The 24,345-nt window shown below is 51.4% G+C and carries 25 protein-coding genes; 6 read left to right on the forward strand and 19 right to left on the reverse strand.

Annotation, left to right across the window (positions count from 1 at the left end; genetic code table 11):
• Positions 1-2 precede the first annotated feature (2 nt).
• From ACI48J_RS17020 to leuC, 7 genes are all read right to left on the reverse strand, one after another.
• The gene (locus ACI48J_RS17020; RefSeq protein WP_009675599.1) at positions 3-281 is read right to left on the reverse strand and encodes a hypothetical protein; all 279 of its coding nucleotides are present in this window, start codon (positions 279-281) and stop codon (positions 3-5) included.
• A 29-nt stretch (positions 282-310) separates the two neighbouring features.
• The gene (gene nth / locus ACI48J_RS17025; RefSeq protein WP_042228337.1) at positions 311-970 is read right to left on the reverse strand and encodes an endonuclease III; all 660 of its coding nucleotides are present in this window, start codon (positions 968-970) and stop codon (positions 311-313) included.
• 154 nt (positions 971-1,124) lie between these two features.
• Positions 1,125-3,812, reverse strand: a complete 2,688-nt coding sequence (locus ACI48J_RS17030) for an S-layer homology domain-containing protein (protein ID WP_405079421.1) — start codon at positions 3,810-3,812, stop codon at positions 1,125-1,127.
• Between the two features lie 38 nt (positions 3,813-3,850).
• On the reverse strand, positions 3,851-4,435 hold the full coding sequence (locus ACI48J_RS17035; protein ID WP_405079423.1) for a GerMN domain-containing protein: 585 nt from the start codon (positions 4,433-4,435) through the stop codon (positions 3,851-3,853).
• 21 nt (positions 4,436-4,456) lie between these two features.
• The gene (locus ACI48J_RS17040; protein ID WP_405079425.1) at positions 4,457-5,869 is read right to left on the reverse strand and encodes an N-acetylmuramoyl-L-alanine amidase; all 1,413 of its coding nucleotides are present in this window, start codon (positions 5,867-5,869) and stop codon (positions 4,457-4,459) included.
• Positions 5,870-6,167: 298 nt separating this feature from the next.
• Complete coding sequence (gene leuD / locus ACI48J_RS17045; protein WP_326053222.1) at positions 6,168-6,776, reverse strand: 3-isopropylmalate dehydratase small subunit; 609 nt, start codon at positions 6,774-6,776, stop codon at positions 6,168-6,170.
• A gap of 35 nt (positions 6,777-6,811) precedes the next feature.
• Positions 6,812-8,233 (reverse strand): 3-isopropylmalate dehydratase large subunit, encoded by a 1,422-nt coding sequence (leuC, locus tag ACI48J_RS17050; RefSeq protein ID WP_405079426.1) that lies wholly within the window; start codon positions 8,231-8,233, stop codon positions 6,812-6,814.
• 130 nt (positions 8,234-8,363) lie between these two features.
• On the opposite strand from leuC, the gene ACI48J_RS17055 reads away from it, so the two are divergent.
• From ACI48J_RS17055 to ACI48J_RS17070, 4 genes are all read left to right on the forward strand, one after another.
• Complete coding sequence (locus tag ACI48J_RS17055; protein ID WP_405079428.1) at positions 8,364-9,278, forward strand: LysR family transcriptional regulator; 915 nt, start codon at positions 8,364-8,366, stop codon at positions 9,276-9,278.
• A gap of 103 nt (positions 9,279-9,381) precedes the next feature.
• Positions 9,382-9,642, forward strand: coding sequence for a GlsB/YeaQ/YmgE family stress response membrane protein (locus tag ACI48J_RS17060; protein WP_009675502.1), 261 nt, complete (start codon positions 9,382-9,384; stop codon positions 9,640-9,642).
• Positions 9,643-9,723: 81 nt separating this feature from the next.
• Positions 9,724-10,089 (forward strand): YtxH domain-containing protein, encoded by a 366-nt coding sequence (locus tag ACI48J_RS17065; RefSeq protein WP_405079430.1) that lies wholly within the window; start codon positions 9,724-9,726, stop codon positions 10,087-10,089.
• Between the two features lie 127 nt (positions 10,090-10,216).
• Positions 10,217-10,546, forward strand: a complete 330-nt coding sequence (locus ACI48J_RS17070) for a DUF5665 domain-containing protein (protein ID WP_326053215.1) — start codon at positions 10,217-10,219, stop codon at positions 10,544-10,546.
• 145 nt (positions 10,547-10,691) lie between these two features.
• Here the strand turns inward: ACI48J_RS17070 and ACI48J_RS17075 are convergent, their stop codons facing one another.
• From ACI48J_RS17075 to ACI48J_RS17100, 6 genes are all read right to left on the reverse strand, one after another.
• Positions 10,692-11,006 carry a hypothetical protein gene (locus ACI48J_RS17075; protein WP_217556338.1) on the reverse strand — a complete coding sequence of 105 codons (315 nt, stop codon included), beginning with the start codon at positions 11,004-11,006 and terminating at the stop codon, positions 10,692-10,694.
• A 147-nt stretch (positions 11,007-11,153) separates the two neighbouring features.
• On the reverse strand, positions 11,154-12,095 hold the full coding sequence (locus tag ACI48J_RS17080) for a magnesium transporter CorA family protein (RefSeq protein ID WP_405079432.1): 942 nt from the start codon (positions 12,093-12,095) through the stop codon (positions 11,154-11,156).
• 93 nt (positions 12,096-12,188) lie between these two features.
• Positions 12,189-12,968: a sigma-70 family RNA polymerase sigma factor gene (locus ACI48J_RS17085; RefSeq protein WP_103995048.1), complete on the reverse strand. Its 780-nt coding sequence runs from the start codon at positions 12,966-12,968 to the stop codon at positions 12,189-12,191.
• Entirely contained in the window at positions 12,965-13,414 is a 450-nt protein-coding gene (rsbW, locus tag ACI48J_RS17090; protein WP_218229859.1) for an anti-sigma B factor RsbW, read from the reverse strand. Before rsbW ends, ACI48J_RS17085 begins: the two co-directional genes overlap by 4 nt.
• Positions 13,415-13,434: 20 nt before the next feature.
• Positions 13,435-13,770 carry an STAS domain-containing protein gene (locus ACI48J_RS17095; RefSeq protein ID WP_405079434.1) on the reverse strand — a complete coding sequence of 112 codons (336 nt, stop codon included), beginning with the start codon at positions 13,768-13,770 and terminating at the stop codon, positions 13,435-13,437.
• A gap of 146 nt (positions 13,771-13,916) precedes the next feature.
• Positions 13,917-14,375, reverse strand: coding sequence for a DUF948 domain-containing protein (locus ACI48J_RS17100; RefSeq protein ID WP_009675468.1), 459 nt, complete (start codon positions 14,373-14,375; stop codon positions 13,917-13,919).
• Between the two features lie 193 nt (positions 14,376-14,568).
• Here ACI48J_RS17100 and ACI48J_RS17105 point away from each other — a divergent pair, with 193 nt between their 5' ends.
• Positions 14,569-15,030, forward strand: a complete 462-nt coding sequence (locus ACI48J_RS17105; RefSeq protein WP_326053210.1) for a Dps family protein — start codon at positions 14,569-14,571, stop codon at positions 15,028-15,030.
• 41 nt (positions 15,031-15,071) lie between these two features.
• The gene (locus ACI48J_RS17110) at positions 15,072-15,230 is read left to right on the forward strand and encodes a hypothetical protein (protein WP_009675476.1); all 159 of its coding nucleotides are present in this window, start codon (positions 15,072-15,074) and stop codon (positions 15,228-15,230) included.
• 565 nt (positions 15,231-15,795) lie between these two features.
• On the opposite strand, the gene ACI48J_RS17115 is transcribed toward ACI48J_RS17110, so the two are convergent.
• The 6 genes from ACI48J_RS17115 to ACI48J_RS17140 all read right to left on the reverse strand — a co-directional run bounded on the left by ACI48J_RS17115 (position 15,796) and on the right by ACI48J_RS17140 (position 24,332).
• Positions 15,796-16,431, reverse strand: coding sequence for a hypothetical protein (locus ACI48J_RS17115; protein ID WP_405079436.1), 636 nt, complete (start codon positions 16,429-16,431; stop codon positions 15,796-15,798).
• Between the two features lie 107 nt (positions 16,432-16,538).
• Positions 16,539-16,931, reverse strand: coding sequence for a general stress protein (locus ACI48J_RS17120; RefSeq protein ID WP_326053208.1), 393 nt, complete (start codon positions 16,929-16,931; stop codon positions 16,539-16,541).
• A 13-nt stretch (positions 16,932-16,944) separates the two neighbouring features.
• Positions 16,945-18,126, reverse strand: a complete 1,182-nt coding sequence (locus ACI48J_RS17125; RefSeq protein ID WP_405079438.1) for a glucose-1-phosphate adenylyltransferase — start codon at positions 18,124-18,126, stop codon at positions 16,945-16,947.
• 344 nt (positions 18,127-18,470) lie between these two features.
• A complete protein-coding gene (locus ACI48J_RS17130; protein ID WP_405079440.1) occupies positions 18,471-19,655 on the reverse strand; it encodes an ATP-binding protein in 1,185 nt (394 codons plus the stop codon).
• A gap of 46 nt (positions 19,656-19,701) precedes the next feature.
• Positions 19,702-20,571 carry a protein-glutamate O-methyltransferase CheR gene (locus ACI48J_RS17135; RefSeq protein WP_326053205.1) on the reverse strand — a complete coding sequence of 290 codons (870 nt, stop codon included), beginning with the start codon at positions 20,569-20,571 and terminating at the stop codon, positions 19,702-19,704.
• Between the two features lie 83 nt (positions 20,572-20,654).
• The gene (locus ACI48J_RS17140; protein ID WP_405079442.1) at positions 20,655-24,332 is read right to left on the reverse strand and encodes a response regulator; all 3,678 of its coding nucleotides are present in this window, start codon (positions 24,330-24,332) and stop codon (positions 20,655-20,657) included.
• Between the last annotated feature and the right edge of the window lie 13 nt (positions 24,333-24,345).

The raw sequence follows: 24,345 nt of genomic DNA on the forward strand, positions 1-24,345 counted from the left end.
GTTTAGGAAACCACTGCGCTTTCTTTTTCTTCCGGAAGGAAGATTTCAAAAACGTCGCCGTGTTGAAGGATGGTAATGTCGCCTTCTTTCACTTTCATGACAACCACTTCCGGTTTCGTTCTCATTTTTTCGAGATAGTTCTCAGGCACTTCGCCGGATTCGCTGACGATAACGCCTTGAATTTCTTTTTCTTCGTTTTCGGAGAGCGGTGTGTTCATGATTGTTTCGTACAAATCGGAAAATAGTTCAAAATCTTTCGTGTAAACAGCTATGCATTTCATTTCTACTCATCCCTCACTACACATTCTTTTTAACTAGTTTTGCTTACTTTCTTGATTTTCATACGTTTTTTTCCTTCCGGGCAGATATCGAGCAGTGGGCAAATATCGCATTTCGGCGATTGCGCCTTGCAGTGGTACCTTCCGAAAAAAATAAGCCGGTGATGCGTCAAGGTCCATTCCTCGCGAGGCACTTTTCGCATCAATTTCTTCTCGACTTCGAGTACGGAATCGTCCTTGCCCGCCAGCCCAAGCCGCTTTGACACCCGCTCCACGTGAGTATCGACGGCGATTGCGGGGACCCCGAAAGCATTGGAGACGACTACGTTAGCCGTTTTACGGCCTACACCGGGCAGTTCAACCAGCTGTTCGTGCGTGGTCGGAATCTGGCCGTCGTAGCGTTCGAGAATGAGTTGACACAGCTTCTGAATGTTCTTCGCCTTGTTGCGGTACAAACCGATGCGTCGGATGTCCTGCTCAAGCTCTTCCAGAGGGACGGCTAAATAATCTTCCGGCGTCTTATATTTTTGAAACAGCGTCTGGGTGACTTTATTCACGGTTTCGTCTGTACACTGGGCGGAAAGAAGCACCGCAATGGTTAACTCAAACGGATTCGAATGGTTTAATTCGCAGTGCGCGTCTGGAAACATTTCACCAATCGTGTCCAAAATGTGCCTTACCTTCTGATTCATGAGTACCTCTTCTTCAATTCCCCGTTTTCCTTTTACAAGTGTAGCGGAATGTTTGTCAGGTTGCAATGGAAGGATGCAAACAAATGCGAACATTTTTCAAAAAGTTTTGGACAAAGAAAAAACCGCCCCCACGGGGAGGACGGTCAGGCAATCCTTACTTTTCCATTTCGATGATTTTGTTATCCACGATGTAAACCGTTACCGTCTCTCCTTTGTTGAAAGAGGAAGCGGTGAGGGTTTCGGTGCCTTTGTGATAGTAGGCGCTGCGGTGGATATTGTAGCGCTCGGTAGAGCCGCCCGCATCGAACTGGATTTGGTTCACCGCGTACTCGTAGCTGTTGAACGTCTTGGTCATCGCAGCGGCTAACTGTACGTTGATTTTTCCGTTCGACTGCTTAATCACTTGCACGCGATCTCCGGTTTTTATCGCATTCAGGCCGATCAGGGTTGTCCCGTTCTTAACCACCGCATCCGTGCCGATGGTGTAAAGCTGGATTTTGCCCGTAGGCTCCTGAATGGTCAGCGTGCCGTTGACGGAATCCACATTCGTCACTTTTCCGCGGGAAGGGGCTACAATCTCCGCTCTTACGACGCTGCCGCCTTTATACGTCACGTACAGATAGTCATCCGGCAAAATGTCCGTGGCTGTCGCCGACGTGCCGTCGCTTTTGACAATCTTGGTGTCTTTCAGGGTAAACGTCAGGCCGTTGTTAAGCTCGTCCACGGCCGTAACCTGCTGGGAGCTGTTTACATACTGAACCTTCACGAGCGTGGAACGGTCGACGACTACTTTCGTTACGCCCGCTTGACTGTAATCGAGAGATGCCGTTACCAGATCCCCGATTTTAAGATCGGTGAGGGTCGCGCCGCTTTTGTTCGGAATTTCTACGGCCGGCGAGTACATTTTGAATGTAAACGACTGTCCGTTGTTCGCACGGATCGACATTTCGTTGGCTACCGTGTTGATTTGCGTGATCGTACCGCTGACGTCAAGGGAAAGCTGAATCGCCGTCACCTTGTTCTTCGATACTTTCAGGTCGACCTTCTTGCCCTCCGTGAAGAGAGAAGCGAAGCCCGGATAGTTTTTAAACGACATCGACGTCCCGCCGTACGTAACGACCGTATTATCCGAGATCGTGTACGCACCCGGCGTTCCGTCCGCATGCTGAACGTTCAGCTGATTGTATTTCGAATCGAAACGGATAAACGTAGCGAACAAAAGATTGGAAATCGAGCGGTTCGTCACGGTGATTTTCACGATCTGGTCGTTCGCGATATCCATCGACAGCTCGTCATTCTCATCCAGGTCATAGAGACTCGGGGAACCTACGCCGTCGATCACCACTTGTACGTTGGCGGATAGTTTGCCGGCGCCGAAGCTGCCGTCCGTCTCCTTGTAGAAGATACCCGTTTTATCCCCGCTCAAGCTGGAGAAAGTACCTTTAACCGTTTTGCTGACACCGGTTCTTGTTTTGATTTTGACCTGCGTGATCTGGCTGTTCTCAATCGTGTAGGAGATGGCGTCTCCCGCTTTGATCGCGGTTTTGTCCACGAGGCGGTTATCCGCATCTACGATCGTCGGATTTTTGGCCAGCGTGTAGGACTCCGATTGTCCGCTCGTCAAGTCCACGACCGCTACGGTGTCTCCGTTCACGCTCTGAACCGTACCTTCGGACGTTTTGTTCACGGGAACTTCACGGACAACGACTTGACTGTATTCCTTGCTTCCCGTGATGGAGTTGCGGCGGAGTTCCAGCTTGCTTCCCACGACGAGCGAAGACAGGCTGATTTCCTGGCCTTTGGCATCAAGCACCAAAGCTCCGCTGCCGATTTCGTACGCTTCGAAATTATCCAGCGTAAGCTTGCGGTCCTTCACGTTAAGCAGCGTACCCTTAATCTTCTCGGAGCGGTCTTCGTCTTTGAGGATCTCGGCATAATAAGCCGTTCCGCTCTGTTGAACAAGGGAAACCTGATACGTGTAAGCGAGCTCCGAAGGCTGGATCGGATTGTCGTTCTTGTTTCCATAGAAAACGGATTCCGGCGCCAATTTGTAAGAAGTGGTTTTCCCCTTCTCGTCGAAAATGCTGATCTTATCCGCGCTGACATGATTCACGTAACCGCGAACGACGCGGGAAGACAAGTTCTTGCTGTGACGCTCGGCACGGCTGAGGAACGTAGCCATCTGGGCGCGGGTGACTTCACCCTTCGGACGGAAAGTTCCGTCTTCAAAGCCGTCTACGATTCCCAGCACGGTAGCCGCGCTAATGTACGGCTTGGCCCAACTGGAAATGTTCTTCAGATCGGTAAAAGCCGGGGTATCGTCCGCAAGACCGTTAGCCGTTTCCTGCTGTCCGATCGCCCGGATCGTCAGCTTCGCCACCCATTCGCGGGAAGCGGGCTTGCTGCCCCAGTTTTTCGAGCCGTCCTTTTCTTCATCCACGGAAATCAGTTTCTTCTCAATGGCGGCGGCTACATATTTCTGGGCGTACGTGTCCACTTTCAGCGGGAGATTGTAAGACGTATTCTCACTGATGCTGGATTCAAGTCCGAGTGTGCGGACGGCCATGATAATAACATCCTGCTGGGAGACGGAAGCTTCCGGACGGTAATTACCTTTCTCGTCGCCTTCCACAATGCCTTCAAGCGCGAGTTTAGTAATATGTCTCAGAGCCCAGTGAGTGTTCACCACGTCGGGAAAATTCTTTTTAAGCTCCGCTGCAAGGGCAGCTTGTGTAGATGCCGAAGTATCGGTCGTCTTGTTGTCCGCATAAGCCGGACTTAAAGAAATGCTGGAGGCGATCAAAGCGCCTGCCAGCAACATTGCGGTTTTATTCGTTTTCATGCTTGCCCGTGTTCTCCTCTCGATTGCACGTTCTCTCTTTATTGGCGTTTAATCGGGTAAGGCAGATCCATATGGCCCATCAGGGATTCCACCTGTCCGCCGTCCTTCGTAATGTAGATAGCTTTCACTTCCGGGAACTGGAACACCGTTTTCTTCAGGGCATCCAGGAAAAACTGTTCCCCACCGGAGCCGAGCTGTGCGCCTTCGCCCAATTTCAGGTCGAGCTTAAGCTCGTCCTTCTCGAACTTAACCGACTGGAACGTCACGTCTTTAAAAAGCGGTACGGCTTGGGTATCGTCGCTTTTCTTCAAAGCTTCCAGGGCCGATTTATACTTGTCCCCTTCGGTTTTATAAGAAATTTTGACGTTCTTCTCTACCAGCTTCGTAAGATCCGGATCGCTGTAATAAGCTTTAATCTCAGTTTGTTTAGCCTCCGGTGTAGGAGATGGTGACGGCTTTACGGAAATAGTCGGTTCAGGTGAAGGGCTGACGGTTTGCACCGGATCCGGTGTGGAACCTCCGTTATTGCTTGCCAGAGGCTGCTGCTTCTGGCCGCAGCCTGAAGCGACCGCCAATATCAGAGAGCCTACCACGATTCCCTGTACCCATAGTTTTTTCTTCATGCTACACCCACTCCTTGCTTATTACGAAATCTTCAAATACTCTTTGATGGCAGCTACGAAAGAGGCCGCGACTTTGTCCTGGAAAGCGGACGTGTACATAAGGGCTTCCTCCTGCGCGTTGGACAGGAATCCGACTTCGGCAAGCGCTGCCGGCATCTTCGTTTCTCTTACGACGTGCAGGTCGCCGGGTTTAACGCCCCTGTCCTTAAACCCGGTTGCTTCAAGCAAATGCTTCTGAACGACGTTCGCGAAGGCTTTGCTGTCCGCACGCTCGTAATAGAAGGTTTCGGTACCGCCGGCTGTCGGAGTCGCCTTATTCGCATGGATCGAAAGGAACAGGTCGGCATCCAGGTTATTGGCAAATTCGGAACGGCCTTTCAGTGTGACAAAAGTGTCCGTGGAACGTGTCATATAGGTCTGGATGTTCGGTTCTTTCTCCAGCAGCTTCGCTACTTTATTCGCTACGGCCAGTACAAAATCCTTTTCTTTCTTATTAGTCAGGGAAACCGCGCCTGAATCGGTTCCGCCGTGACCGGCGTCAATAACGACTTTGTATTTGGTTTTACCCGGTTCCGGAGCTTTCAAAACTCCAACGAGCAGGTTAGCCTGTCCCGCTGCGGCGCTGATCGTAAGATCCGCTTGCGCTTTCATGTCAAGCGTAATTCTTACGGTAGCCGGATCGTTGTCGAAATTCGAAAATCTTACCTTCTCCACCATCGGATGCAGGGAAGGGGCTTCTCCGACATTGTTGACGAGTTTGGCGGCGAGCGAAGCGTCAAGCTCCGTACCCGGCAGATCGATGACGATCCGGTCCGGCGAGGTAAGCTTGAATACATTCGCCTGGGGAGACTTCTTGTCCGTTCCGACAAGAAGCTGATCCTTCGTCAGTTGGATCGTTTTCACAAGCACCTTATCCGATACCTGGCCGGGATTCGGCGTTGGTGTCGGTGTCGGAGTCGGCGTTGTGGGCGGTGTTCCCGCACCGGAGCCTTGTCCGCTCTTCGGGAAGATCTGTACTGTGCTGGTTTCTTGTACCCATTTGAAATCGTAGCCGATTTTCTGTCCGACGAACCTAACGGGAACGAGCACATTGCCCTTCACGTTCATCGGGGCGACCTCAAGTTGTTCAGCCCTGCTTCCGTTGACGACCGGATTGCGGTCCCCGACCGTAAGCTGGATCTTCATGCTGTCACGAACAATAGTCGCGGTCTGCTTCGACTGATCCCAGGTCACCTTGGCGCCGAGTTTCTCGAAAATTTGCCGAATCGGAACCAACACATTACCATCCACGTTGAGCGGGTCCACTTCGGTTGTCAGCGTCTTCCCGTCCAGCACGATTTTAGCGGTTGGGGGGGACGTTGCACCGAAAGCCAATGAGGGCAGGAGCAGAGCGATCATGAGCAGCGTGGCGACAGTGGACCAAAGTTTCATCATACACCTCTTACACTTATTTTTCAGCGTTCGTCTCTTCTCACCGAGTTGCCCGCCTCTTCTCTATTCTACCAAATTATGCTACGGTCGGACAACGAGAGCATAGATTCGACGGCGCCGAACATAGAGTTAGACGCAGGTTTAATGCCAAAAGTTGCACTATTTCGCCTAATAACCTTGTATATCGGCTTTTTTGAGGCAGTTTGATAGATTTAAAGAGATATATTGGAAAAGGGAAAAACGGCGAAAAACCGTTCCCTATGGAAGGGAACGGCTATTGGTAAAGAGTCGGACACGCCGTTTACAGATTCAGTGCAAGGCGTTCTTGATGCTGCGCTTCGTATTCGGAAATTTTATCCGCGTGCTGCAGCGTCAGCCCGATGTCGTCAAGCCCTTGAAGAAGGAATTGGCGGCGGTGCTCGTCAAGATCGAAATCAATTTTCAGACCGTACTCGTCGGTCAGCGTCTTGCTTTCCAAATCGACATTGAGCTTGTAACCCTCGTGCTTCGCCGTGCGCTGGAACAATTCTTCCACCTGTTCTTCGCTCAGCTTAATCGGCAGAATGCCGTTTTTGAAACAGTTGTTGTAGAAAATATCCGCATAAGAAGGTGCGATGACGACTTTGAAGCCGTAATCGAGAATCGCCCATGGCGCGTGTTCACGGGAAGATCCGCAACCGAAGTTAGCGCGCGAAATGAGTACGGAAGCTCCCTGGTAACGCGGCTTATTCAGGTCAAAGGTCGGGATTACTTGGCCGTCCTCGGTGAATCTCCACTCGAAGAACAGAAATTGTCCGAAGCCGGTGCGCTCGATGCGTTTCAAAAATTGTTTAGGGATGATAGCGTCTGTATCTACGTTGACACGGTCAACCGGTCCGACGAGTCCGGTGTGTTGTTTGAATGCTTCCATGAATGATTTCCTCGCTTCCTGTTATCTCGTTCTGGTTACGCTTCCTGCGGCACTTTGTACGTCCAGCCGCGCACGTCCGTGAAGCGGCCTTCGATCGCCGCTGCTGCGGCCATCTCCGGAGAAACAAGGTGCGTTCTGCCTCCGCGGCCCTGACGGCCTTCGAAGTTGCGGTTCGATGTGGACGCGCAGCGCTCGCCCGGGCTGAGAACGTCCGGATTCATGGCGAGGCACATGCTGCACCCCGCATCGCGCCATTCGAAGCCCGCCTCGATAAAGATTTTATCGAGGCCTTCTTTCTCGGCCTGCAGCTTAACGCGGCCCGAACCGGGAACGACGATAGCATTGACGTTCGCATTGACTTTGTAGCCGCTCGCCACGGCCGCTGCACGACGCAGATCCTCGATGCGGCCGTTCGTGCAGGAGCCGATGAATACGCGGTTGACGGTAAGCTCCGTCATCGGTGTTCCGGGCACAAGGCCCATATATTCAAGCGCCTTCTCGGCCGCTTTACGCTCGTTCTCCGTCGCCATTTCCTGCGGGTTAGGCACGCTGTTCGTGACGCCCGTGCCCATGCCCGGGCTCGTGCCCCAGGTAACTTGCGGCACGAGGGAAGCGGCGTCGAAATCAACGACGAGGTCGTAGGACGCGCCTTCGTCCGTAGTCAGCAGCTTCCAGGCTTCGACCGCCTGGTCGAACGCCGCATCCTGCGGAACGTACTGGCGGCCGCGCAGGTATTCGAACGTCGTCTCGTCCGGAGCGATGAGTCCCGCTCTCGCGCCGGCCTCGATCGACATGTTGCAGACGGTCATGCGCTCTTCCATGGACAATTCGCGGATCGCCTCGCCCGTGTATTCGATAACGTAGCCTGTCGCAAAGTCCGTTCCGTACTGGGCAATGATGCCCAGAATAAGATCCTTTGCGGTCACGCCTACGGGCAGGGCGCCGTTCACGCGGACTTCCAGCGTCTTCGGCTTCGCCTGCTGCAGCGTCTGGGTGGCAAGCACGTGCTCGACTTCGCTTGTGCCGATCCCGAACGCCAGGGCGCCGAAAGCACCGTGCGTGGACGTGTGGCTGTCGCCGCAAACGATCGTCTTGCCCGGATGAGTCAAGCCGAGTTCAGGACCCATCACGTGGACAACGCCTTGATCCACATGGTTCAGGTCGAACAGGGTAACGCCGAAATCGCGGCAGTTCTGCGAAAGCGTGTCGATCTGCTGTTTGGAAATCGGGTCTTTGATGTTAAAACGGTCTTTCGTAGGCACGTTGTGGTCCATTGTGGCGAAAGTCAGCTCCGGACGGCGCACCTGGCGTCCGCTTAGACGGAGTCCTTCGAAAGCCTGCGGAGAAGTAACCTCATGCACAAGATGAAGATCGATGTACAGAATGCTCGGTTTTCCTTCTTCCTGGTAAATCACGTGGTTATTCCAAATTTTTTCGAATAATGTTTTTTTGCTCATGTCGCTCACCCCAGATAAAGATTCCGTTAATGAAATTGATAATCTTATGCTATCATTTCTTTCTTCATTGTTCCAAGATATAATAACTATAACCTTCATAGGTAAAACCAATAATTAGAGGAGCCTACATATGGAACTTCGCCAACTGCAATATGCCGTACAAATCGCCCTGGAGCGCAACTTCTCACGGGCGGCCGAAAAGCTTCATATCGCCCAGCCTTCCCTCAGCCAGCAGTTGTCCAAGCTCGAACGCGAAATAGGCGTTCTGCTTTTCCAGCGCAGCACCAACTCCGTAGAGCTGACCCACGCCGGTTCTATTTTTGTAGATAAAGCCCAGGCCATTCTCGATTCGCTCGAGCAGTTGAAGCAGGAGATGGAAGATATCTCCCAGATGAAGAAGGGCAAGCTCGTTGTCGGAAGCATGCCGATCACCGGCTCTACGATCATGCCCTATGTGCTGCCCGTATTCCAGGCCGCCTACCCGGATATCGAGGTCGTTCTCGTCGAGGAGACTTCCGCCAATCTGGAAAAACTGACGACCAGCGGCCAAACGGACATTTCCCTGCTCGCTCTCCCCATGCAGGAAGATTCGCTCGTCTACTCCCACCTTCTGGAGGAAGAAATCGTCATCGCCTTTCCGCCAAGCCATCCTCTTGCCAAGCGGCACATGGAAAAAGGGGAGCCTGTCACAATCTCCGAGCTGGAAAACGAAGCGTTTATCGCCCTCAAAAAAGGCCAGGGGTTCCGTAAAATCAACGTCGCCCTGTGCCAGGAAGCCGGCTTCACCCCCAATATCGTCTTTGAGAGTTCCAACATGGAGACGGTCCAGTCTCTTGTCGCCGCGGGAATGGGCATCGCCTTCGTGCCTTATCTGATCGCCAAAAGAACCCGCAGCGAGCTTTCTCCCGTTCACCTTCCGCTCCGGAATCATCCCTCCCGGACGCTGGTTATCGCCCACAGGCGGGGACGTTACCTGTCGAAGGCGGCGGACGCCTTTATCGAGACGATTCAGACGGTCATGAAGGATCAGGGCAGCTTCGAATAATCGGATAAAAACGGAATTCGTTCAAACTCCATTTGTTTCATCTCGTTCGCTGCCGGGTAGAAAAAAGTACGGCAGAATCAACAAGATAAAGGGGAGTGGAACCATGATAGGCTTCATTATTACCATTATAATGGCCGTAGTCATCGGGATTATCGGCGACGCGATCGTCAGAAGCAATATGCCCGGAGGCATACTGGGATCCATGCTGGCCGGTTTTGTCGGAGCGTGGCTCGGTTCTTTGCTTCTCGGCAGCTGGGGTCCCGAAATCGGCGGCTTCTCTGTCATACCGGCTATTATCGGAGCGGCGTTATTCGTTTTCCTGATCGGCCTTGCCAGCCGCGCTTTTCACCGCACCAATGCTTAACCCGCGGAAACACTTCACACATTTCTATAAATGTATCTTGTGTTTTAAAAAAATCATATTCAGGTAAAGGAGATGGATCATATGTCTAACGAATCCAAAGGTAATGGCGTATTGCTTGGTACTCTGGTAGGTGCAGGTGTAGGCGCGATCACCGCCCTTCTTCTTGCCCCTAAAACAGGCCGTGAAATGAGGGAAGACCTCTCGGTCAAATATTCCGAATGGATGGCGAAAGGTCAAGAACTCGCATCCGACGCCAAAACGAAAGTTGCGGATGTTGCCAGCCGTGTGAACGAACAGACCAGCAATCTGGTTGACCGTTCGAAAGATTTGGTAACCAGCGCAGCGAATTCCACGAACCGCGCTCTCGACAATGTGAAAGACATGAAAGAAGAGCGTACGGACCAAATGCTGAACAGCATGGACCAGTCCAATAAACCGATGAACTAAACCGCTTCGGGAACCACCCATTGGAATTGTTCCGAGCATCGGCAGCCAGCTTCTCTGCGGAGAGCTGGCTGTTTTGGCGAAAGCCGCCCAGGAGCCGTTCAAACTGACTGAAAGAGGTGCATTCCGTATGAGACATTCTTCTCCCACCCGTGAGCGCCGAGTCCCTGGAGAGGTACCGATTCCTTCCCAGGAACCGAGCCGGAAGGAATTGGCGCTGGAACGCCTTGCTACCATCCTGGAACGCTCCGAGTATAAAGATGTGATCGAAAATTATCTTAATCCGCGCAAGCGGATTATAACGAATTTCACTGCCGGCCTGGCCAGAGGCTTGGGGCTGACGATCGGTACGACGGTTGTAGTCGCTCTGCTCGGCTGGATCGTTTCCCAGTTCTTATCCATGCCGATCATCGGAGAGTTTATCGCGAAGCTCGTATCCTACGTGGATATGTATAAATAAAACGAAGACTGCCAAGCCGGCTACCGCGGCTCAGGGCGGTCTTTTATTTACGGCTACATTGTGTAGGCAGCCATCCTGCCTTCCCTTTATACCTAAAAAAACAGCCCGGAAGCAGATGCTCTGCCCCGGACTGTCGTTATTTTTATTACGCAAAGAGTGCATTCACTTGCTCCCTCTGCATTTCTTCGTTCAGAATTTTACTGACCGGAATCGGATGTTTATCCGGCTTTACCAGGAAAGTTTCCTGCAGGTAAAATCCGTTTTCTTTCGCCTTGGCGTAGGTTTCACAAAAATGATCGGCTGCACGGACCGCACGGTAGAATTCTGAATACGTTTCCAAAACATTCCCATTGCCAAGCGGGTTCGTACTAGCACGTATACAAAGCTGATAAGTTGCTCCGTCAACTTCACGAACCAGAATCTCGCTGCCTTCACAGTCGATCGTATATTTGACTGTCATAAGACTCACCGCCTTTATAAGAGTGGGAATTCATTTTAATTGGGTATGGTCATTATTTACCCATGTTTCCCCCTAATTGAAACGATTTCTTCCGACAACCGCCCGTCATCCAAAAGGCCGGATTCGCCCCTAACGGGGCGCGGCCGTTTATTTCAGATTGGAATTTTTGCTTTTCCCCTTGATAATGTCGCCCGTCCAGCCCTTCCAATGCAGCCAGCCAAGGACGATGATCGGCAAAGCCACAATAAGACCGAGAGCCAGATAATAGCCAGACGTCCACTTCAACTCCGGCATATTCTCGAAGTTCATGCCCCAGATCCCCGCCAGCATCGTAGGCGGCGCAAATACGGCCGTAAAGACCGTCAAGGTCTTCGTAATCTCATTCCCCCGGTAGTTCGCGATACTCGTATCCAGAGCCAGCAGAGCCTCTACCTCTTCCGTATACAGCTTCAGCCGCGTCATAATCCTCTCGATTTTGATGCTCGTTCTGCGGTGTTCCAAGCCTTCTTCCATATTCTCGACAAACAACTCTTTGGTCGTCATCATCGTGTCTTTGAGCGGACGCACCCATTTAGTCATATCGAGCAGTTCGTGCCGTCGGTCAAGGATTCGGTCCAGCAGCTTGGAATTGTTTCTTTTTCTCATATGCTCCCCGACCTGGCGCATTCTTTTCTCATAATCCGTCAGAACATGCAGCAGCCGCTCCGCAATATAACCTAAGATAACGAAAAGACCTTCAAGCGCATTCTTGGCATTCAATGTCTGTTCCCGGATCAAGTCCGGATCAAAGGGAGCCAACAGCTCTTCTTCGAAATTGATCGTAACCAGATGATGCTCGTTGACTAGAAAATGAAAGATCGGAGTACCTTCCCGGCATTGGGAGTCAAAATCGTAATAGAAAGCTCCCTCCAGCAGCTCACTTCCTTTATTACGATATAAACGGGCCTCGAACGGTTCCGCTGCGGCCTGTTTCACGAGCGGCTTCAACTCATCGGGCAGCTTATCGATCGCTACATTGAGATCCCCCTCCTTGTCATGCAGGTCGTGCCAAACCCAATTCGATGAAGATTCCAGCTCTTTATCTTCCATGTGTACCCTTCCTTTACCGGTATGATGTCATTAAAAAAGAACACGCTGTAACAACGTGTTCTTTTCTGCAGGTTCCATAGCTGTATGAACGAGTCAAGCTCCTTCACCCGGCTTGTTCTTCTCGAAATATTTGCGCAGCTTATCCAGCGCCCTGCGCTGAATACGGGATACGCTCATTTGAGAAACGCCAAGATCCTGGGCGATGGTTCTTTGCGAATATCCATCCACGTAAGCCAGCATCAGGACTTTTTGCTCCTCAGGCTTGAGGTGGCTCAGCGCCTCCTGCAAATCGAGTTTATTGTCGACATTGAGATACTCATCCACTTGAGTACCCAGTACATCGCCAATTGTCGACCCGTTCTCTTCCGTTGAAAGCGGCATGTCCAAAGATACATAATGATAGCATTCACGTCCGGCCAAAATTTCAATCGTTTCCTCGACAGTCAGACTCAGCTCTTCCGCAATCTCATTCACATTGGGTGATCGCTCCAGCCGCATCGTCAGATGATCGATCGCCTGCTGGATCTGAAATCCTTTTTCTTTAATCCGTCTCGGAACCTGAATATACCAGGACTTGTCACGAAGATAATTCTTCATGTGGCCGATAATGCTCTTCATCATATAAGCATCGAACTGCACACCGTGAGAAGGGTCAAACTGCTTAAACAGCTTCAACAGGGAGATTTGCCCGATTTGGATCAGATCTTCATACAGATCCGGACGGTTGCGGGACATCTTCGCTGCGGCCATTTTCACAGTAGACTCGTATTGAATAAGCAAAGAGGTAGCGATATCATTGCATTCGGTTTCCTGATACTGTCGAATCAGATCATGGATATGCTCCATCTCTTTCCTCTCGGATTGTAATTTCATACCATTTCCTCACTTTTGCTGACCAGCTTCGTTAAAATAACTACAGTCCCATGATCCCCTTTCACCTCTACATCGTCCATCAGGGCTTGCATGAGATATAATCCGAGGCCGCCGCTGCTCACTTCATCGAGTGATTTGTTGTGCAAAGAGTCGGCGGAACCCACTTTCGTGACATGGTCAAAGCTAAGACCCTGATCCTGCACGATAATTTTAATGCCGCCGTCCACCTCTTCGAAATGAACTTCCATTTTGCCGCCCTGGCCCGGCTCGTAAGCGTGAACCACAACGTTGTTGCAAGCCTCCGAAACGGCGACTTTCATATCTTCGATATCTTCATAAGAGAAACCCATCTTGGAGCTGATTCCATAGAGCGTCAAACGGACGAGATCGATGTATTCAGCTTCCGCGGGCAGCGTTAAACTCACAGTACGATTTTTGGATTCCATAGACCCTTTTCTTTCCTTTCTTAGTTCACAGTATTCGCTACAGCCGACAAAAACGGTGTCAACCCCGTAAGGTCAAACAGCTTCTGGACCTTGGGAGGGATATTCTCAACCGCAAAAGGCGCCTTTAAAGCGTGACGGGTTTTAATGATGGTAAGGATAACTCCGATTCCCGTGCTGTCGATGTATGTCAACTCTTTAAGATTGAGAATAAGTTTGCGTCCCACATCTTGCACAAACGGGTCCACGTTTGTATTAAACTCGGAAGCCTTGGAAAGATCCAGCTCCCCGATCAAAGAAATAATGTTATCATCATCTGTAATTTGTCTTTCCATTCGGAATTTGTTTTCTTGCACCATTTATTTGTCCTCCTTAGTCAATAACCCAACATTTATAATCCTGCACATACTACTTACTTTACCCGCCCTAATTCCAAGTGAAACAGCTTTTTTATCTTTCTTGTTTTTGCCAGCCCGCTTCGGGCTATTCTTTGTAAGAAGCCGTCTTACTTGACGGCTACGCTTTTGCTGTTCGTCGTGCGGCTCTGCTTCAATCTCTTCCACATATCGACCGCTACCGGAACCAGAGGCGCGATTCGGTTCACGATGCTTTTCGGAGAGTTCAGCTCTTTCTCCACTTTGTTTCTCATTGTATTCGTTACGGTAGCCGAGGTTTGGCGTACGGAAGTCGTAATCTCGCTTACCACATCCCCGACGTTTTTAATGGTATAAAAGGTTTTGTCGAGCGCATGCAGCTTGTTGCGCACGTCCAGGCTTACCTCATTGGTATGACGAAGCAGTTCGTTTGCTTCCTGGCTTACCACCGTCACCTGCTGCTGAACTTGCTGAATGGTCTGGTTGGTCTGGGCAACGAGATCGGTCACCGACCGGAGTGTCTTCACCAGAAAAACGACGAGCACCACAAAGGCAATCGCGATAACCGCTAAGCTAATTTGCCATATCATAAGCTATCCCCTCCCTTATACGTAAACCTTGCTCATGAACCTGCCGATTCGACCGGCTCATCTCAGTTTTACCACCTGCCGGGCACTTTGAAACACCGGATTTCCCGCTATAATTTGCCTTGTTTCGCCGGGGGTAACTGCGGGTAATGAGCTTGTAGACACGACTATTCAGAGTTAAAGGGAGGAAATAAACATGGCTAAAACATCTACAGCTAAAGAAAAACAAACCGTAACTTTACTTAATAAACAAGTGGCAAACTGGGGTGTCATGTACGTCAAGCTGCATCAGTTCCATTGGTACCTCAAAGGCCCTTCGTTCTTCGTTCTCCATGTAAAATTCGAAGAGCTCTATAAAGAAGCCGATCTTTACCTGGACACAATTGCCGAGCGTATCCTTGGACTTCAGGGAAGCCCGCTTTCCACAACGAAAGAATTCCAGACGAACTCCTCTATCAAAGAAGTTTCTCCGGAGCGCAACGCCGGCCAAATGGTAGAAGAGCTAATCCAGGACTTCCGCACCATTACGGAAGAATCCAAGGAAGCGATCGAAGCCGCCGAGAACGAAGGCGACCACGGTACGGCGGATATGCTGACCGAAATCTGCACCAACCTTGAAAAACACATTTGGATGCTGGAGTCTTACATAAACGATTAAGACTACCGCAATTGATCTGGTGAAAGGAAGGAGGGTTACCCATGGATCAAGACAAGAATGTCGACATTGAGCAGAGGCACATTGAGAAAAGATCGGATTCGAGCGCCGTCGCTTCAACTTTTATCAAATATGCGGCCTATCTCATCATTTTCTTTGGTTTCCTTTACTTCCTCGTTAAATATGTATTCCCTAAATTTTAATAGATCTCCTTCAATCAGCCTTCTTGCAAGGCTGATTTTTTGTGTCTCCTTACACCGGCTCTCTCTTCGCCGTTCAGGTGTCTGATTTACCGTCATGCAGCTGCTGCATCACGTCGGAGCTTCACGAAGCGCGACGCGGGCGTTATAGCTCTCTACCCTCCTTATCAAGAGTAATTATTGGGACATCTTGATAACATTAAGAGTCTTACGCCTACTCCGCGCGGTCTTCAATTGCCTTTAACAGAGGTACCCATAGGAGCATGGTGAGAAACTTAATGGACGACTGCGCGCCTTATCTCCCCTAGCTTCCACTTCTCCCGTTCCTCTCACCGCCAGCCTCTGTATGATCTGGTCCGGCAGCCGGATCGAGCTTGATTCAGTCAGGAAAATCGGCTCCCCTCAGCCGCCTCCCTTTTTTTCTGATGAACAGAGTTTCACTGGATCACCATATAACATATCCGTTTTTTCGCCATCCCGGTCTTTGCTTCCCTTCAAATGGAAACAACAAAAAAACCCGCTTGGCGCGGGCCTGTTTCTGCTGCTTGGATTCCGGTTAGATGAATCCTTATTCCGTAACGCTGGAAAAGAAATGAACCGATTTTAACTGACCGGTGTCGGGGTCTACGAACAATTTTAACGCTTGGTTGTCCTGCGTGTAGACCAAACCGTCCTCGGCCACCCAGTAAGGCTCTCCCAGTGTCTTTTCGAGTGCTTGCAAATTATTCGCGACCTGCTTGCCGTCGATCGTAATCTGCTTATGCTCGGTCGTAACTTCTACATATTCCACCCCGTAATCGCCTACGGCAACGCTGCAATCGGGATACTCAAGAATTTTCGTATCCCCGAAAAATTCATCCTTTCGGATGGATTTCGGCTCTCCCTTCCGCTTCACAATTGTATTCACATCGTCGGATAAAGAGATGCCGTTTACGCGTTCCAGTTTGACGGAGCCGGGCGCCTCTGCAGGCATTTCTTCGGCCGGAACCACCGCCGGCTTTACCGTGACCGTACCGCTGGCGTTAGCCGTCTTGTATCCCGCCAACTCCGTAATGGCGCCTCCAGCGCCAAGAGCCAAAGGAGGGGCTGCCTTAGAAATGAGTCCTTCATCCGCACCTGCGGACGCAGGCACCTCAAGTCCATGAGCGCCGCTGAAAAGCAGCGCACCGCCAAGCAGCGCCATCGTCAATGATTTCTTGTTCATCTGGAGTCCCTCCTAAGACGTATTGGGGTCATGAGCGGCTAAGGGATGATTACAGAGTCCGAAAGTATCCTAAAAACGTAAAATCGAAAGTAAATCCAATCGTACGGTTATTGGCCGGCAGCAGATGCTTCAATCGCTTGATCCGCATAACTGGCATCATAGGCATAAACAAACTGGCTGGGAACCGCCACGACTACAATGCGTCCCCGCGAAATTTCCTCTTCGTAATAAGGAATCGCACTTCCCGCCAGCCCCAGCGAGATGAGCTTAGAACGCATCGCCCTGCCGCTTCCGCGGAAAATAGTCGCCATCGTATAGGCCATTTGCTCTGCGGAGAAGCCGATACGGCTTGTATAACGCGGTCTCAGCATTTCTTCCGTGTCTACCGCTTCATCGGACAGCACGTGAATGCAGTGCGGTTCGCATCCCGCGGTTTGAAGCTGACGAATAACATCGCGGATTTCCTTCTCGCTGTCGACGACAATAATGGAATGGTTCACTTGAATATCCCCCTTAACCGATTCGCTGCTCGAGACGAGGCAGGTAAATTTTCGGAGCTTTGTCGTTAAGCTTGTAAAGGACCTCATGATCTCCGACCACACTAATCGTTTGGGCATCCGTCTTACCTACCGTTACACCGTCGCACAATACGCTTCCCTCGCCGATAATGGCTTTATGGAGCTTTACGTTGTTCCCTATCCGGACATTCGGCATGATCACGCAGTCCGTCAGAACGCTGCCTTTTCCTATGTAAACTCCATGAGAGATTACCGAGTTCTGAACGTGACCGTACACGGCGCAGTTCTCGCTGATTAAGGAACGGTCCACTTTGGCCGTACGGTCGACGTGCGGCTTCACGTTGGAAATCCCGGCCGTATACATCGGCCATTCCAGCTCGCTCATCAGCGGAGAACCGTTCAACAGGTCCATTTGTGCCTGCCACAGGCTGTCGATCGTGCCGACATCTTTCCAATAGCCCTCATAGGAGAAGGAATGAACGCGAACACCTTCCTCGACCATCATCGGGATGACATCCTTACCGAAATCGTGGGAAGAATCCGCAGACATTTCGTCGCGCTCCAGCACTTTCTTCAGGAAATCCCAATTGAATACGTAAATTCCCATCGAAGCCAGATTGCTCTTCGGCTGTGCCGGTTTCTCTTCAAACTCGACAATGCGCCCTTCTTCATCCGTATTCATAATTCCGAAGCGGCTCGCTTCGTCCCAGCCTACCGGCTTAACCGCGATTGTCGCGACCGAACCGAGCTTTTGATGCTGTTCGATCATTTCGCTGTAATCCATTTGATAAATGTGGTCGCCCGAAAGCACCAAAACATAGTCCGGATCGTGCTTTTCGATAAAATGGCGGTTCTGATAAACCGCGTTAGCCGTTCCCGTAAATTCGTTTCCGATTACATGCTCCTGGTTCGAGCAAAGCACTTCGACGCATCCTTTGTCCGTTTCACTGAGCCAAGCTTCGCCTGTTCCGATGTGTTGATGAAGGGATTCCGGTTTGTATTGGGTAACAACACCAATCGTATCGACGCCGGAGTTGCGGCAGTTGCTGAGCGCGTAATCGATCATACGGTAGCGGCCCGCGAAATGAACCGCCGGTTTCGCCGTATTTTGGGTAAGGGCGCCGAGTCGGCGGCCTTCGCCTCCTGCTAGTAGTATTGCTACACTCTGTTTTCTCATCTCTGTCACCTGATCCTTTCGTAGTTGTCTATTTCTTTTTTATTTTTCTATAAGAAAGAGTTCTTGTTTTTATAGTCCAAGTAAAACTTGTCTACCTTTAAATACCCCGTGCGGAGAATTCATAATCAACTTAATTTGATTTGTTCGCTTTTATTTGCACAATTTGTAAGACTATTGCTGTCATGGGGGTCAGCCCGTTGCAGGTCGCTTCTCTCTTATTTACCTCCCGCCTCTATATCTCGGTAATACCAGTTCTTACACCGCCTCCATCCCTTTGAAACCATAAAAAAGACAACAAAAAAAGCCCCGCAAACCGCATTCTGCGCGTGTTTACGAAGCTTTTATCAAGCGCGGAGTTCTTCCGCCTGTATGGTAAAAACAAATTCGGTGCCTTGGCCCTCTTGTGAGTAAACTTCCATTTTGCCGGACATGAGTTCCACAAGATTTTGGCAAATGACAAGCCCTAAGCCGGTTCCTCCGTATTTCCGCGTCATGGAGGAGTCCACCTGTGTAAAAGGCTGGAACAGCCGGTTTCTTTTCTCGGCCGGAATTCCGATTCCCGTATCGCGGACCCGAAATTGAAGAATAATCCGGCTGCCGTTCCGGGTTTTTCCCAGATTCGTCACGTTAACCTTAATGCCGCCCGTCTCGGTGAATTTAACCGCGTTGCCGATCAGATTAATGAGCACCTGACGAAGCTTCAGCTCGTCCCCGATGAGATGGGTCGGAACATTCTCCGCAATTTCCCGCTCCAGTTTGAGATCCTTCTTGCGGCATTCGCCGTAGAACAGATCCATCGTCTCTTCCATGCAGACGTCCAGGTCGAATGGCTCGGTGTTCATCTCCATTTTGGAAGATTCGAGTTTGGTGAAATCGAGAATCTGATTGATAATATGCAGCAGCGCGGCACCGCTCCGGGAAATGGTATCGGCGTATTCCCGCTGTTCATCCGAAAGCTCCGTTTCCAGGAGCAGATCGGTCATCGCCATGACCCCGTTCATGGGCGTGCGGATTTCATGGCTCATCAGCGCAAGAAATTCGGATTTGGCCCGGTTGGCGGATTCCGCCGCTTCTTTAGCCGTCAGTAGTTCCTGTGTCCGCATATTCAGCAGCTCCGACTGGTGCTGGAGCTTTTTCTGAACGAGATACAGGTTCACGAAGCCTTCGATCTTGGCTTTCAGCGTGTGAGGCACGAACGGTTTAACGATATAATCAATGGCACCCACCGAATAAGCCGCGAAAACATGCTCCTTCTCATGGGAAGCCGCTGTAATGAAAATAATCGGGATATCCTTCGATTTCTCCCGCGATTTGATCCAGCGGGCCGTCTCGAAACCGTCCATGCCCGGCATCTGAACGTCCAGGACAATCACGGCGAAATCGTCGTGCAATAAACATCGAAGGGCCTCTTCACCCGAGCCCGCTTTTACCAGATGATAGTTCTCTTCCGCAAGAACGGCTTCAAGCGCCAGCAAATTCTCGGGCTGATCGTCTACCATCAGTATTTTAATCGGTTCATCCAAGTTCACTTCGAGAAACCCCTTCCTCCAACTCGTTTCCTCATCTTATGCAGCGTCACTGCACCTTGCGGTAAATTTTGTCGGCTGTACTGACGGCTTCGTAAGCGGACGCGTGCTTGGTGAAAGTGATCGTTTCTTTATCGCCCAGAATCAGAAAACCGGACAGTCCCAGGCTTTCGTATATGAGTGTATGCACCTGGTTCTGGAGCTGCGTATTGAAATAAATCAATACATTCCGGCACAAAATCACGTGAAACTCGTTAAACGAACGATCCGTAACCAGGTTATGCTGGGCGAAAACTATATTGTCGCGCAGAAAGGAATGAAGCGTAACGGAATCCTTCGAAGCCGTATAATACTTCGAGAAAGCTTCCTTGCCTCCGGACTGCAGGTAGTTTCTCGTATAGTCTTTCATGCTGCGCAGCGGATAGATTCCTTTCTCCGCCTTCTTAAGCACATCCTCGTTTATATCCGTCGCATAAATCCGGGTGCGGTCGTAGAGCCCCTCTTCGTGCAGCAGGATCGCCATGGAGTAGACTTCCTCTCCGGTGGCGCAGCCCGCATGCCAGATGCGAATCGCCGGATACTGGCGGAGCAGGGGAACCACCTTCTGCCGGAAGGTGAGGAACACCTCGGGATCACGAAACATCTCGGTTACGTGGATCACCAGGTCCGACAGCAGCCGTTCCAGACATTCCCGGTCGTGCAGTACTTTCTCCTGCAGGCCGGAGACGGTAGTCAGCTTCTCCGCCAGGAGGCGGTGCCAGATCCTTCGCCGGATGGAGGGGTACGAATAATTGCGGAAATCGTAGCCGTAAATGCGGTAAATCCCCTCCAGCAGCAGGTTGATCTCAATACGTTCGTGCTCGGCCTGCTGACCGGAAAAGGTCGGCAGTTGATCTATGGGTTGAAAATTCGAATCCAATTGTCTCTCTCCTTCTCCTCCGAATCGATCCTGCGGCACGTCTTAGATGTTTCTCATCAGAGGGTTCGCATTTGCTCCTTCTCTTACTTAAACAACCAAACGCGAATTAGAGACATTAACTGATCATTATTTATCGGTTTTGTTATATAATCCGACGCGCCGGCCTGTATGCACTTCTCCCGGTCATCCCGCATGGCCTTCGCGGTCAGGGCGATAATCGGCAGATTATCGAATTGCGGCATGCTGCGGATCTCTTTCATGGCTTGATAACCGTCCATTTCCGGCATCATGATATCCATCAGAACGAGATCAAGGTCCGGTTCCTTTTCGAGAATGGACAAAGCCTGACGCCCGGTCTCCGCAAACAGCACCTTCATATTGTATCCTTCCAGCAGGTTGGATAGCGCAAACACGTTGCGGATATCGTCATCGACGAGAAGTACCTTCTTGCCTGCAAACACCGCTTCGCTGCTGTGAAGACGCTGTAAAATCCGCTTCTTCTCCTCCGGCAGGGTTTCTTCCACCCGGTGCAGGAACAGCGCCGTTTCGTCAAGCAGCCGCTCCGGCGATTTCACGTTCTTGATGATAATGGACTCCGCGTATTTCTTAAGTCTCATCTCGTCTTTCTTATCGTATTCTTTTTCCGTGTAAATAACAATCGGCAGGCGGCGAAGCTCTTCCTCGGCTTTGATCCGCTCCAGCAGATCGAATGCGGACTGATCCGCCAAGCCGATATCGAGAACCATGCAGTCGAAATGCCGCTCTCTGAGCTTCACGATCGCTTCATCCGCCGTTGTCGCCACTTCGATAAGGACATCGTCGTGGCGGATAAGATCGATCAGATTGTTCATCTGGACGGGATCATCCTCTACAAGCAGGAGCTTCCGCAGATTTTGATCGATGAACCCTTCCAGTTCGATAAAGGCCTGCTCCAGCACATCCTTGCTGGAAGGCTTGCGCATATAGGCGATCGCGCCCATAGAGAGCCCCTGGTGCACTTCGTCGACAACCGACATCACGTGTACCGGGATATGCCGGGTCTCGGCATTGTTCTTGAGCTGGACGAGAATCGACCAGCCGTCGACGATCGGCAGCTGGATATCCAGGATGATGCCGTCCGGTTTATACTCTTTCGCCATCTGCAGCCCGATATCCCCCTGCATCGCGACCAGAGCCTTAAATCCGCGGCTGCGGGCCATGTCGACGAGCACGTTCATAAAGTGCACATCGTCTTCCACGATCAGCAGCACTTTATCGTTCTCGGCGATGCTGCCCCGGTCGTCCTCCACCTCGCGCTGGACGGACTTCGGAGCCGGTTTAACCGGTGCGGGCGCAGGCGCCGGAAGCTGCGGCGCTGCGGATGCGCCAGGAAGCGGCAGTGCCTGCTGCTCCTGTCCCGCGGCAGCCGCCTCGGCCGAGCCTCCTACGCGCTCGGAATACTGCCGGTGCGGGATGAACAGCGTGAACGTGCTGCCTTCCCCTTCCCGGCTGCAGATTTCGATCGTACCGCCGAGGAGGCTTGCGAGCTGCTTGGAAATGGACAGCCCGAGTCCCGTTCCGCCGAACTGCCGGCTCGTCGTCCCGTCGGCCTGCTGGAACGCTTCGAAGATAATCTGCTGCTTCTCTTCGGCAATCCCGATTCCCGTATCCTTGACGGAGAAAGCAATTTGCGGCTCTCCCTCCTGAACGGGATAGACATGCAAATGCACGGAACCCTGGGACGTAAATTTAAAAGCATTGGACAGCAGATTCCGCAGAATCTGCTCCAGCCGCATGCTGTCCGTATAAAGCATCCGCGGCACGCCCTTGTCAATCGTAATTTCAAAGCCCAACGATTTCTTCCGGGCGACTTGTTCGAACGAGCGCTGGATCGTTTCCATGATATCCGGCACGAGAACATACTCGTCCTGAACCTCCACTTTCCCGGCTTCTACCTTCGACAGGTCGAGGACATCATTGATCAATTTGAGCAGATCGGAGCCGGAAGAGTGAATCGTCTCCGCGTACTCCACCTGCTTGTCGTACAGGTTGCTGTCTTTATTCTCCGCAAGCATCTGCGAAAGAATGAGCATGCTGTTAAGCGGCGTACGCAGTTCATGCGACATATTGGCCAAAAATTCGGATTTGTACTTCGATGCCATGGCCAGCTCGAACGCCTGCTTCTCCAGCGCTTCCTTCGCTTCCTCGATCTGCCGGTTAGCCAGCTCCGTCTCTTGAACCTGGATCTGGAGCTGCTTCGTTTTGCGGAGCAGTTCTTCGTTACTCTGCTCCAGCTCTTCCTGCTGGGCCTGCAGTAGCTCTTCGGACGCTTTCAGCGCCTTCGTCTGCTCTTCCAGCTTCTCATTGGAGGTGCGCAGCTCTTCCTGCTGGGAAATGAGCTCTTCGGACTGGCTTTGCAGTTCCTCCGTCAATGCCTGCGACATGCGGAGGAGCTCCTCGACCCGTTCGCGGGAACGGATGCGGCCAATGGAGACCGCGAGATTCTCCGTCAACTGCTCCAGCAGATCCAGTTCTTTCTCGCTGAGCATTTTCAGTCCGGCGAATTCAACGACGGCTCCGATTTCTTCCTCGGACATGACCGGCTCGACAACGAGATACTTCGCGTCCAGCTGTCCGAAAGAAGACTGGATAGTCAAATACTTATCCACCTCGTCTTGGACCATAATCCGCCGGCCGTCCGCGGCCGCCTGACCGACAAGACCCTGACCGAGCGCGAACTCGGGAAGAAGATTATCGTCGGGATCTTTGTCAAACGCGTAAGCCGAGGACAGTACCAGCCTCGTCCTCATCCCTTCCCGTTCCAACAGATACACCGCTCCAAACGTGGCGCCGATCATGCGGGAAGCTTCCGAGATAAAGCTGTTCGTCAGGTCGTGCATATTGGTCTGATCCTGCAGCAGCATGCTCATGTTCGCTACATTCGATTTGAGCCATGCCTGGTCTTCGTTCAGCTTATTGAAGGTCCGTTCGTTGTGCATCAGCTCTTCAAGGTCGTCGGCCATCGTATTGAAGACATCGGCAACTTTGCCGAACTCGTCCGTTGTCGTCACCTCTACGCGGTAGCCGGGGTCAAACCGGCCGTTGCCGAACCCTTTGATCATGCCGGTAAGCAGGGCAAGCCCGCGGGACAAGCTGCGCATGATCCAGTACATGATCCCGAGGCCGATCACGAGAGCGGCCACCGTCAGCACAATCGTCATGAGCAGCGTTTTGCTGTTGGAAGCTTTAAATTCGTTAATCCCTTTTTGTACGTTATCGTCCAGATATTGCGTTAAATGATCCACACTATCCGTTACCTGATCCTGATAACTCACGCCGATATCGGTTCTCAGTTTGTTCGCTTCCGCTACCTTGCCGTTCTCGTAAAGCTCGATCGCCTGATTCAGGTAGATCATAAAATTCTCGGTGCTTTTGACCGTCTCATAGGTTAGCTGCTTCTCCACGTCCGAATCGGCCGATTTCTGAAGCGCAGCCACCCCTTCTTTCAGCTTCTCTTTGTAAGTGTTCGCTTTAGCCAGATTTTCTTTGGCGCCCAGTTGATTAGGGTCTGAATTAAGCAGCAGATTCGCCATATATTTGGCGATCGTATTGACGTCCGAACGGGCCGTGTAGGCCATCCGTGTCTTGTTATAGCGGTTGACAAACGCGCTGTCGAGGCTCTCGTCGATATTGCTTATCCGAGTCGTCCCGATTCCCGCCAGCACGAACATCAAGACAAACAAAAGCCCGAAACCCGCCATGAGCTTTGTCGATATTTTCATAAAAGACTTCCCT

The organism is Paenibacillus chitinolyticus (assembly GCF_045038035.1).
GTDB classification, from domain to species: Bacteria; Bacillota; Bacilli; order Paenibacillales; family NBRC-103111; genus Paenibacillus_F; species Paenibacillus_F chitinolyticus_A.